This is a genomic window from Kitasatospora sp. cg17-2, assembly GCF_054031055.1.
The window spans coordinates 4,289,896-4,300,889 of the sequence record NZ_CM132923.1 but is presented as its reverse complement, the minus strand read 5'-3'; the positions used below and the strand labels follow the sequence as shown (position 1 = coordinate 4,300,889).

11 protein-coding genes are annotated in these 10,994 nt (G+C 70.4%); 6 read left to right on the top strand and 5 right to left on the bottom strand.

Annotated elements, in window-relative coordinates; genetic code table 11:
* Positions 1-18 precede the first annotated feature (18 nt).
* Complete coding sequence (locus tag ACW14Y_RS17930; RefSeq protein ID WP_380304518.1) at positions 19-405, top strand: GtrA family protein; 387 nt, start codon at positions 19-21, stop codon at positions 403-405.
* A 72-nt stretch (positions 406-477) separates the two neighbouring features.
* Here ACW14Y_RS17930 and ACW14Y_RS17925 read toward each other — a convergent pair whose 3' ends face one another.
* From ACW14Y_RS17925 to rfbA, 5 genes are all read right to left on the bottom strand, one after another.
* Complete coding sequence (locus ACW14Y_RS17925; RefSeq protein ID WP_456987595.1) at positions 478-1,806, bottom strand: acyltransferase family protein; 1,329 nt, start codon at positions 1,804-1,806, stop codon at positions 478-480.
* 122 nt (positions 1,807-1,928) lie between these two features.
* Positions 1,929-2,888, bottom strand: coding sequence for an NAD-dependent epimerase/dehydratase family protein (locus ACW14Y_RS17920; protein WP_380384138.1), 960 nt, complete (start codon positions 2,886-2,888; stop codon positions 1,929-1,931).
* A 100-nt stretch (positions 2,889-2,988) separates the two neighbouring features.
* Positions 2,989-3,885: a glycosyltransferase family 2 protein gene (locus tag ACW14Y_RS17915; RefSeq protein WP_380301325.1), complete on the bottom strand. Its 897-nt coding sequence runs from the start codon at positions 3,883-3,885 to the stop codon at positions 2,989-2,991.
* A 43-nt stretch (positions 3,886-3,928) separates the two neighbouring features.
* Positions 3,929-4,528, bottom strand: a complete 600-nt coding sequence (locus ACW14Y_RS17910; RefSeq protein WP_380301323.1) for a dTDP-4-dehydrorhamnose 3,5-epimerase family protein — start codon at positions 4,526-4,528, stop codon at positions 3,929-3,931.
* Positions 4,525-5,400 (bottom strand): glucose-1-phosphate thymidylyltransferase RfbA, encoded by an 876-nt coding sequence (gene rfbA / locus ACW14Y_RS17905; RefSeq protein WP_380301321.1) that lies wholly within the window; start codon positions 5,398-5,400, stop codon positions 4,525-4,527. The genes ACW14Y_RS17910 and rfbA overlap by 4 nt, the downstream gene beginning before the upstream one ends.
* 117 nt (positions 5,401-5,517) lie before the next feature.
* On the opposite strand from rfbA, the gene rfbB reads away from it, so the two are divergent.
* From rfbB to ACW14Y_RS17880, 5 genes are all read left to right on the top strand, one after another.
* A complete protein-coding gene (rfbB, locus tag ACW14Y_RS17900; RefSeq protein ID WP_456987592.1) occupies positions 5,518-6,495 on the top strand; it encodes a dTDP-glucose 4,6-dehydratase in 978 nt (325 codons plus the stop codon).
* Positions 6,492-7,841 (top strand): lipopolysaccharide biosynthesis protein, encoded by a 1,350-nt coding sequence (locus ACW14Y_RS17895; RefSeq protein ID WP_380301317.1) that lies wholly within the window; start codon positions 6,492-6,494, stop codon positions 7,839-7,841. Before rfbB ends, ACW14Y_RS17895 begins: the two co-directional genes overlap by 4 nt.
* Before the next feature lie 79 nt (positions 7,842-7,920).
* Complete coding sequence (locus ACW14Y_RS17890) at positions 7,921-8,613, top strand: glycosyltransferase family 2 protein (protein ID WP_456987590.1); 693 nt, start codon at positions 7,921-7,923, stop codon at positions 8,611-8,613.
* The gene (locus ACW14Y_RS17885; protein WP_380301313.1) at positions 8,610-9,014 is read left to right on the top strand and encodes a DUF2304 domain-containing protein; all 405 of its coding nucleotides are present in this window, start codon (positions 8,610-8,612) and stop codon (positions 9,012-9,014) included. The genes ACW14Y_RS17890 and ACW14Y_RS17885 overlap by 4 nt, the downstream gene beginning before the upstream one ends.
* A gap of 162 nt (positions 9,015-9,176) precedes the next feature.
* Positions 9,177-10,703: a hypothetical protein gene (locus tag ACW14Y_RS17880; RefSeq protein WP_456987587.1), complete on the top strand. Its 1,527-nt coding sequence runs from the start codon at positions 9,177-9,179 to the stop codon at positions 10,701-10,703.
* The last annotated feature ends 291 nt before the right edge of the window (positions 10,704-10,994 follow it).

Here is a 10,994-nt window from a genome sequence, read left to right as displayed (position 1 = left end):
CGGGCGGACGGGCGGCCCGTGCGTCGGCAGCTGCCCTCGTTCCTGGTGATCGGTGTCCTCAGCACCCTCTTCTACCTGGGGCTGTTCGTGCTGGCCCGGCGCTTCACCGATCCGCAGGCGGCCAATCTGCTCGCGCTGGCGGTCAGCGCCGTCGCCAACACCGCGGCGAACCGGCGGTTCACCTTCGGGATCACCGGCTCCGAGGGCGCGGTGCGCCACCAGCTGCAGGGCGCCGTGGCGTTCCTGATCGGGCTGGGGCTCAGCGCGGGCGTCCTGGAGCTGCTGGACCTCGCCGTGCCGGACGCCTCGCGCGCGGTCGAGGTGGCCGGGCTGGTCGTCGCCAACGGCCTGGCCACGGTGGCCCGGTTCGTGCTGATGAAGATCTGGGTGTTCCGCGGCCGCTGAGCCGGCCGGAGCCGAAACGCGCGGCGCCCGTCCGGAGGGTCCGGACGGGCGCCGCGCGTTTCGGTACGGGGGTCAGGCGGAGACCTTGGGCGGCTTCTCGGCCGTCGGCTCCGACGCCGATCCCGGCGCCGGTGCGACGAGCGGGTCGTCGGCGGCGGCCCGGGCGGCGGCGCGCTCCTTGAGCCTGCGCACCGGCCACGGCGTCCAGTTCTTGGCCTTCATCAGCGGCGACTCCAGCAGGTGCCAGGAGAGCGCGGACAGCACCACGGTGCCGGCCATGGCGAGGGCCAGGTACACCGGCTTGCCGTGCTTGGCGTAGCCCAGCATGGCCAGCGCCTGCTCGACGGTGAAGCCGTAGATGTAGATGCCGTACGAGTAGTCGCGCCTGCGGCCGATCTTCTGGAACGGGCGCGGCAGCCGGATGGCCAGCCAGATCAGCAGGTAGGCGAAGGCGGGGTAGCCGAAGACGAAGAGGCCGCCGACCCACAGGCTGAGGCCGAGCACGGCCGCGCTGAGCACCGCCAGGCCGTCGTGGATGACCAGCCGCTCGCGGTAGAGCTGGAAGGTCGCGCCGATCATGAAGATGAAGATCAGGTGAATGATGAAGTGCATCGACATCGCGCCGAGGAACGGCACGTAGACGACGGAGTTCATCTCGCCCGGGATGCCGCGCAGGGTGGGCATGTTCACCCAGTCGCGCAGGATGAGCACCCAGAGGCCCAGCGCCAGCAGCGGCACGAACTTGCGGGCCCGCTGGAGCACGCCCGCCGCGCCCATCATCCCGATGACGATGTAGCAGAGGATCTCGTACTTCAGCGACCACAGGGCGCCGTTGACGCCGATGTCGTAGTTGGTGCCCCGCTTGATGCCGCCCTCGATCACCCCGGAGATGTCCCAGCCGGTGCTGATCGCGGTGTTCCAGGTGCCCTTCAGGTAGTTCACCGGACCCTGCGGGTGGTCCCAGTACCCGTCGAAGGTCCCGTGCTGCCAGTGCCACAGCAGCGGGACGATCACCAGGGAGGAGACCAGCAGCGAGCCCCACAGACCGGGCAGGATGCGCAGCGCGCGGTGCCAGGAGTAGCGCCCGATGGGCGTCCTGGCACCACTGGCGCTGATCATGAAGCCGGACAGCACGAAGAACCCGACGACCGCCATCTTGCCGAGGTCGGTCTGCTCACCGCTCTTGATCCAGAGCGGGTCGAGGTGCCCCCACGCGATGGGGTACATGTGCGAGACGACCACCGCGGAGGCGAGCAGCAGCCGCAGCAGACCGAAGCTGTTGGCCCGGCCCGAGTACAGCTCGGCGAGGGTCCCGCGCCGGCCGGGCAGCACGGACAGCCACCCGCCGGGTCGGTTGCCGCGGGACTGGGGGGTACCCGACGAGGAGAGCCTGCGAGACATCGAAGCGATCATGCTTTCCTGGAAGTGGTGCCCAGGCGACGGCCTGGTGCACAGGCCCGGTCGGGTCCTTCTCGGATCCTACCGATGGCCGCCGATGGTCATCATGTGTGCTGATCGAATCGTTAGCGTGCGGAAGCGGCGTCGGCCGAGGCGGCCCGCCACAGCTCGGTGACCGCCGAGCTCAGGCTGCGGCTGGGCTGCCAGCCGAGGGCCTTGCCCGCCGCGGTGACGTCGAGCTGCTGCCACTCGGTCTCCGGGCCGGTGCCCTCGGGCGCCGGGACCTCGGTGACCTCGACCGGGACACCACTGGCCGCGATCAGCAGCTCGACCAGCTCGCGCGCCGAACTCGCCTTGCCGAGGCCGATGTTGAGCACGGCGGGGGAGTCCGGGTTGCTCGGGACGGCGGCGATGATCGCGTCCACCGTGTCCTGCAGGTCGACGAAGTCGCGCTGGGCGGTGAGCGGCTGCAGCGCGAGTTCCGCGGTGGTGCCGGCGGTCCGGGCGGCGACCAGCTTCCCGGCCATCACACCGAGCAGGCTGTGTCCGGGCTGGTGGGCGCCGACCACGTTGCCCAGGCGGAGCACCACGGCGTCCAGGCCCTCGGTGCGCACGGCGTCCTCGATCAGCCGGGTCGCCTGCAGCTTCAGCTGCCCGTAGACCATGGACGGCTTCGGCTCGGAGTCCTCGCTCAGGCTCACGCCGATCGGGCAGAGGCCGTACTCGTGCACCGTGCCGAGGTGGACCAGGCGGGGGGCGGCGGGCATGCCGCGCAGCGCCTCCAGCAGCCGGCCGACCATGCCGACATTGGCGCCGACCATCTGTTCGTCGGTCAGGCCCCACATCCCGCCGGCCGCGTTGATCACCACGTCGATCCGGTGCTCGGCGAGCAGTCCGGCCAGCTCGGCCGGGGAGTCCTCGGTGAGGTCCAGCCGGGCGAACTCGCCGGGCAGCGGCTCGGCCGGAGCCTTGCGGGCGATGGTGAGCAGGTGGTGACCCCGCTCGTCCAGGGCGCCCAGGATGGTGCGCCCGATGAAGCCCGTGCCGCCGAGGACGGCGATGCGGGGAAGGTCTGAGCTGCTCACGGCCATGGCCTCTGGTTCCGGTCTCGGTCGGATGGGGCGCCGGGGCCTCGGGGGCGTCGGCCCGGCGGGGGAGTGGAGCGGCAGGGGGTGGAGCGGCCGCTCAGTAGCGGTCGTTGCCGGCCACGTGCCGCAGCAGGGTCTTGGCGCCGGAGCCGTTCCGGCCCTTGACCGCGCCGGGGACCATGGTCAGCGCGTGGATCCGGGACGACAGGTGCAGGCGGGAGGCCTTGGCGGCGTTCGCCCAGCCGTGCGCGTCCAGGCGGTCGGCGACGTCGCGGAAGAAGCGGTTGGCCTCCTCGAAGCGGATGCCGGAGGAAGCCTGCGCCGAGGAGATGCTGACCGCGTGCCGCCGGTACTGGAAGCAGGTGGTGTCGCTGATCATCATCTGCTCCCCGGCCTGCAGCAGGTCGATGACCAGCGCGAGGTCCTGGGTGACCTCCAGGTTGTCCCGGAAGCCGGCCGCGCGGACGGCCTCGGTGCGCCAGCAGATCGACGGGAAGAACAGCCAGTTGCCGCGCAGCAGGCTGATCGCGAGCTCCTCGCCGCCCATCAGCTTGCGGCCGTTGACCTTCGGCGCGTAGATGCGCTTCTTGGCCTGGTCGACGAGGCCCTCGGCGGGCTTGTCGTTGCCGTCGATGACCTGGACGCCCGGCTGCACCATGCCGATGTCCGGGTTGTCCTTGAGCACGCCCCGGACGGTGGCGACGTAGTCGGGCAGCATGATGTCGTCGGTGCCCATCATGACGAAGTTCTCCTCGCGCACCAGGCCGAGGCACTTCCGGTAGTTGCCCGTCACGCCGAGGTTCTGCTCGTTGCGCTGGTAGGAGACCCGGTCGTCCCCGAGCTGGGCGAACCAGCCGGGGACGTCCGGCTCCTTGCCGTCGTCCACCACGGTGAGCCGCCAGTTGGGGTCGCTCTGGGCCAGGATGCTGCGCACGGCGGCCTGCATCAGCGCGACGTTGCCGTAGTAGGGCAGCATGATGTCAAGAGTTGTCATGGACGACACACCAGGTTCTGGGATAGTGGGGACGGCGGGAAGGCTACTGACCGCTGAGCGACCGGCGGAACCGCAGGCACTCCTCGTAGTCCGGCAGCAGGCCGGTCTCCAGGGCCTGGGCCAGCGTCGGTGCGGCGTCGTCACGGGCCGACAGCTGGGGCGCGTCGGTCGGCCAGTCGATCGCCAGGTCCGGGTCCAGCGGGTGCACCGCGTGCTCGCCGGTCGGGTTGTAGGTCTCCGAGCAGACGTAGGAGAGCGTGGCGTCGTCGGTCAGCGCGCAGAAGCCGTGGCCGAGGCCCTCGGAGATGTACACCGAGCGGCGGTCCACGTCGTCGAGCCGGACGAACTCCGAGCGGCCGAAGGTGGGGGAGCCCACCCGCAGGTCGACGATGACGTCGAGCACCGCACCGCGCACGCAGCTGACGTACTTGGCCTGCCCCGGCGGGACGTCGGCGAAGTGGATGCCGCGCACCACGTCCTTGGCGGACACCGAGAGGTTGCCCTGGGCCATCCGCAGCGGGTGGCCGACCACCTCGGAGAGGCGGTCGAAGCGGTACCACTCCATGAACAGGCCGCGGGGGTCGCCGTGCTGCTGCGGCGTGACCTCCCAGGCGCCCTCGATCGACAGCTCGCGGAACTTCATCGCGCGGCCTCCTCGTCGAGCAGGTTCACCAGGTACTGGCCGTAGCCGCTCTTCAGCAGCGGCTCGGCGAGCTCGCGCAGCTGCTCGGAGGTGAGGAACCCGGCCCGCCAGGCGGCCTCCTCGACACAACCGATCTTGAAGCCCTGGCGCTCCTCGATGACCCGGACGAACTCCGAGGCCTGGACCATCGAGACGAAGGTGCCGGTGTCCAGCCAGGCGGTGCCGCGGTCCAGGACGGTGACCTGCAGCTCACCCTCCTTCAGGTACGCCTCGTTGACGGCGGTGATCTCCAGCTCGCCACGGGCGCTCGGGGTGATGGTGCGGGCGATCTCCACCACGCGGTTGTCGTAGAAGTAGAGACCCGGCACCGCGTAGCGGGACTTGGGGGTCTCCGGCTTCTCCTCGATCGAGATGACCTGGCCGGCCTCGTCGAACTCGACCACGCCGTAGGCGGTCGGGTCGGCCACCGGGTAGGCGAACACCATGCCGCCCTTGGGGTCGGTGCGCTGGGCGAGCCGGGTGCCGAGGCCACTGCCGTGGAAGATGTTGTCGCCGAGGATCAGCGCGACGGGCTCGTCGCCGATGAAGTCGGCGCCGAGGACGAAGGCCTGGGCGATGCCCTCCGGCCGCTCCTGCACGGCGTACTGCAGGTCGAGGCCGAGCTGCGAGCCGTCGCCGAGGAGCCGCTCGAACTGCTCGCGGTCCTGCGGAGTGGTGATGATCAGAATCTCGCGGATCCCCGCCATGATGAGCGTGGAAAGCGGGTAGTAGATCATCGGCTTGTCGAAGACCGGGAGAAGCTGCTTGGAAACGGCCCGGGTCAGGGGCCAGAGGCGGGAACCGGTGCCGCCCGCAAGAAGAATGCCGCGCATGGCGCACACCTTACGTGGCCCGGGTAACCGGGCGGCAACCAGGCGGTGCCGGGCCGTTCGGGCCCGGGGCACCTGGTGCGATGGGCGCTGCGCGCGCGCACTATACTCAGCCGCATTATGCGCATCCTCGTCACCGGCGGCGCCGGATTCATCGGTTCCCAGTTCGTGCGCGCGCTGCTGGCGGGGGACCCCGCGGCTCGTGTCACCGTTTTCGACAAGCTGACCTACTCGGGCGTCGAGGAGAACCTCGCGCCGGTCGCCGACCACCCCGGCTACTCCTTCGTCCGCGGCGACATCTGCGACGTCGACGCCGTCGACGCGGCGATGCCGGGCCACGACGCGGTGGTGCACTTCGCCGCCGAGTCGCACGTGGACCGCTCGATCGCGGGCGCCGGCCCCTTCGTCATGACCAACGTGGTTGGCACCCAGGTGCTGCTCGACGCGGCCCGCAAGCACGGCGTCGGCCGCTTCGTCCACGTCTCCACCGACGAGGTCTACGGCTCCATCACCGAGGGTTCCTGGACCGAGGAGTGGCCGCTCCAGCCGAACTCCCCGTACTCCTCCTCCAAGGCGGCCTCGGACCTGCTGGCGCTGGCCTACCACCGGACCCACGGCATGGACGTCGTGGTCACCCGCTGCTCCAACAACTACGGGCCGTACCAGTTCCCCGAGAAGGTCATCCCGCTCTTCACCACCAACCTGATCGATGGCAAGAAGGTCCCGCTGTACGGCGACGGCGGCAACGTCCGCGACTGGCTGCACGTCTCCGACCACTGCCGCGGCATCGACCTCGCGCTGCGCAAGGGCCGCGCCGGTGAGGTCTACAACATCGGCGGCGGCACCGAGGCCACCAACAAGGAGCTCACCGGGCTGCTGCTGGAGGCCGCCGGGGTGGGCTGGGAGATGGTCGAGTACGTCGAGGACCGCAAGGGCCACGACCTCCGCTACTCGATCGACATCAGCAAGATCCGCGAGGAGCTCGGCTACGAGCCGCAGGTCCGCTTCGAGGACGGCCTCGCCGAGACCATCGCCTGGTACCGCGAGAACCGCGCCTGGTGGGAGCCGCTCAAGGTGAGGGCCGCGCAGCAGTCGTGAACAACGAGGGCAGCACGGCGACCGGTCGCCGTTCACCGCTGGCGAAGCTGCTCAGCGCGCTCCCCCCGGGCACCCAGCTGGTGATCGGGGGGACCGTGCTGCTCGGTGCGGCCTCCTACGTCCATCTGATGGCCGCGGGCTACACCCTGAGCAAGCCGGCCATGGCGTCGGTCTCGCTGCTCTGGACCATCCTGATGTCGGTCGGCCTCGGCCTGTTCTTCCCGGTCGAGCAGGAGCTCACCCGGATCGTGGCGGCGCGCGTCGTCGCCGGGCAGGGCGTCGCCCCGGTGCTCCGCCGCACGCTGGCGATCACCGTCGGGATGCTGGCGCTGCTGACCGCCGGGATGGCCGCCGCCGTCGGTCCGCTGGCGGACACCTTCTTCGACGGCCGCAAGGACATGGTGGTGGCGCTGGCCGCCGCCTTCGTCGCCATGGCGGCCGGGAACGTCACCCGCGGCGTGCTGGCCGGTCTCGGCCGCTTCGGCGCGTACGGCACCCAGCTGGCCGTGGACGGCGCGCTGCGGATCCTGATCGCGGTCGGCTGCGCGGCCGGCCACGTGCGTTCGCCGCTGGTGTTCGCGCTGATCCTGGTCGTCGCGCCGATCCTGGCGGTCCTGGTCACCCTGCGCCCGCTGCTGACCGGCGTCCGCCAGGGCCCGCAGGCCCCGTGGTCGGCGCTCACGTCGGGACTGGCCCCGCTGGTCGCCTCGACCCTGCTCTCGCAGGTCGTGGTCAACGCGGCGGTGGTCAGCACCCAGCTGATCGCACCCGACAACGCCGCCCTGGTGGCCGGTCTGCTGAACGCCGTGGTGCTGGCCCGGGTGCCGCTGTTCGTCTTCGGCTCCCTGCAGGCCTCGCTGCTGGCCGGCCTGTCGAGCACCGCCGCCGCGGGCGACCGGAGCGGCTTCTCCAAGCTGCTCGGCAGGACCTGCGTCGTGGTGACCGTGCTCGGCGTGGCCGGCGGCATCCCCGCCACCGTCCTCGGTCCCTGGCTGATCCAGGTGCTGTTCAAGGCGGACGACGTGCTCGGCTCGCTGGACTTCCTGTGGATGTCCGCCGGCACTCTCTGCTACATGCTGGCGATGGTCCTCGGGCAGGCACTCCTGGTGCTGCACCGGCACCGGCTCCAGCTGCTCGGCTGGGCGTTGGGAACTGTTGTACTGATCGTAACCACGCTGGTACCTGGGCCCATCGCGACCCGGGTGTGCCTCGCGTACACTTTGGGTTCGCTGACTGCTGTCGTATGCATGTTCGCCGCGGTCCGGCTGACCTTCCTGCGCGAGCCCCCGGCCGCCCAGGCCGGTGCCGACCCGTCCGCGCGCCCCTCACTCGTGGACACGGTATGACGCCGCCGACAAAGCCGACGTCCGCGTTCGCCGTTTCTCGCAACCCGAAACTCGCGGCCCAGCGCTGCGGCATGGAGTCATGATGTCCGACTATGACGATGTGTGGCTGGTCGTCCCGGCCTACAACGAGGGGCCCGTCATCGCCGACGTGATCGAAGCCGCTCGCAAGACGTTCCCCAACATCGTCGTCGTGGACGACGGGAGCACCGACAACTCGGTCGCGTCGATCATGGAGACCGGTGCGCACCTGGTGCAGCACCCGGTCAACCTCGGTCAGGGCGCCGCGCTGCAGACCGGGATGAACTACGCGCTCAAGCAGCCCGGGTCCAAGTACTTCGCGACCTTCGACGCCGACGGCCAGCACCAGACGCACGACGTCGAGCACATGGTCTCGCTGCTGCGCACCGGTGACGTCGACGTCGTCCTGGGCTCCCGGTTCATCGAGCAGACCGGCCAGGTGCCGTGGATCAAGCGGGTCGTCCTGCGGACCGCGGCGACGGTCAGCCCGACCGCGCGCAAGCTCAACCTGACGGACTCGCACAACGGCCTCCGCGTGATCAACCGCGCGGCTGCCGAGAAGCTTCGCATCACCATGAACGGCATGGCCCACGCCTCGGAGATCGTCGCCTTCCTGGCCGCCTCCGACCTGCGGGTCACCGAGGTGCCGGTGGACATTCTCTACACCGAGTACTCGCGGTCCAAGGGCCAGTCGCTGATCAACGGCGTCAACATCCTCTTCGACATCTCGCTCCGGGAGCGTGGCGGCAAGTGAAGTACATCTGGATTCAGCTGGTCCTGCTGATCGGTACCGGCACGCTGGTCCTGGCGTTCGTCCGCAACTGGGACCGTGCGCACACCCGCGCCTGGAAGCGCATGGCGTTCTTCGCCTTCGTGCTCGCCAACGTCTACGCCGTCTTCCGGCCGCAGGACGTGACCTGGGTGGCGAACCAGCTCGGCGTCGGCCGCGGCACCGACCTGGTGCTCTACATGCTGGTCGTCGGCATGGCGTTCATGACCCTCAACACCTTCATGCGCTTCCGTTCGCTGGAGAAGAAGCTCACCGACCTCGCGCGGTCGGTGGCCGTCAACGACGGCCAGCGGGTCAACAACGACCGCTTCGGGGACGAGCTCGGGGCCGTTCGGCCCGAGGGCGAGAAGGTCTCCCCGAACTAGCAGGCGGGTCGGTCAGGGCCAATACCGGGGGGGCATGTGACGGGGCCCACCGAGCCGATAACTGTTCGGAGGCAAACAACCATGTCCACTCGGGCCGCGAGGCCTCGAATAACCTTTGCTGTGCGCCGGGCCGGACTCGTGGGGGTGGAGGCGGCAGCAGGAATGCTGATCGCCCTCGGGTTCACCTGGCTCTGCATGCGGATCGAGGTCAACCCGCTGACCCGCACCGGTCAGGTCAGCGGTCTCGCGGGCCTGCAGTTCCGGTTCCTGCTGGTGTTCGTCGCGCTCGCGCTGGTCTGGTGGGGCATCAGCAAGAGGCTCTCCCGCCCGCTCGCGCTGCGGCTCGCCTGCTGCTCGCTGGCGGGCCTCGCCACCGGCCTGTACGCCGGCGGCATCGCGGTCGCCCTGACCGGCACCTCCTGGCCGCTCAACGGCCCCAACGGCGACTCGGGCCAACTCCAGAACTGGGTGGGCGAGATCCAGGCCGGGCGGCCGATCTCCGGGGTCTACCCGCCGCTGTTCCCGCACGCGCTGACCTACTGGACCGAGCTGTTCAACCCGGGTCAGCCGCATGCCGCGCTCAAGACCTTCGGTCTGGTCCTGCTCGCGCTGACCGGTCCGGCCGCCTACCTGGCCTGGCGACTGGTCCTGCCGCCGCTGTGGTCCCTCGGCATCGGCGTGGTGTCGGTGTTCCCGATCGTCCACGCGGCCAAGCCGTACGTCGACATCGTGCTGATCGTCCTGATCCCGGTGCTCGCCAAGCTGATGTCGACCCTGCGCCGGGCCGCCGATCTGGAGACCCGCCCGGCCGTGCTGCTGGGCGTCTCCTACGGCCTGGGGCTCGCCCTGCTGTTCCTCTGGTACTCGGGCTGGTTCGTCTGGTCGGCCCCGGGCGCGCTGGCCGCCTTCGTGCTGATGCTGATCAATCTCGGCAAGGAGGGCGGCGCGGCGGCCCTGCGCCGCGGCGCGCTGCTGCTGGGCGTCACCGCCGCGGTCTTCCTGGCGCTGACCGGTGCCTACCTCGGCCGGATGCTGGCCGGGGCGAACACCCCCGACGGCTACTTCTACTTCGACACCGACATCGACCCGGCCTACTTCATCATGTGGCAGGGCGATCAGCCGAACAACCTGGCCAAGGTGGTCTGGCCGCTGCCGGGAGAGCTCGGCGGCGTCGGCGTCTTCGCGCTCCTGCTGGTGGTGGGTGTGGCCGTCGCGCTCTGGCTCGGCCCGCGGCTGCCGGTGGTCCAGGTCGCCGGACTCTGCATGCTCGGCGCGTTCGGCCTGCGCTACTGGTTCGCCTCGCACATGGAGCACGACAAGCTGGTCCAGCTCTACCCCCGCACCTCGGCCGAACTCCTCTACTGCTCCATCGTGTTGTGCGGCATGGCCGGCTATCTGCTGACGCAGAAGCTGACCGGGCGCCCGGCGTACGCCATCATCGGCGGGCGCAAGGGCCCGGCACCCGCGCTGCGGGCCAGCGGAGCGGTGCTGTGCGCGCTCGCCTTCTTCTTCTCCATGGCGGGCTCGGCCACCGTCGACCGGTTCATGCCGTTCAACGGCTCCTGGGGCCAGTTGGCCTGGAACTCGCACACCACGGTGCAGCCCAACGGCGTCTGCCCGCGGTTCGCCCCCGAGGGGAAGTGCACGTCGCCGCCCCCGCCCGCGCCGCCCGCCGTCGAGGAGGGCTGACCCGGGGTCGGGCGGAGTCCTGCCCGAAAGGGCCGAACCGGTCGAGGCCGACAACGTGGCCGCGTGCCGGTCGTGTCACCCGGTCGGACACATTGGCCTGGCCTTGGGCCGCGTGGCAGACTTCCCGGTGCGATCCGCGGGGTCCGGTGGACCGACGCGCCACGCGCCCCGGTCGGACCGGACGACCCGAGAGCGGCGTGCCGGCGGGGAGCCTCCCGGATCCGAGGCCGACGGCCCCGTCCACCGCACGGGAGCCACGAGGTGCTCCTCCGAGTTCCGGCGGCCCCGCGC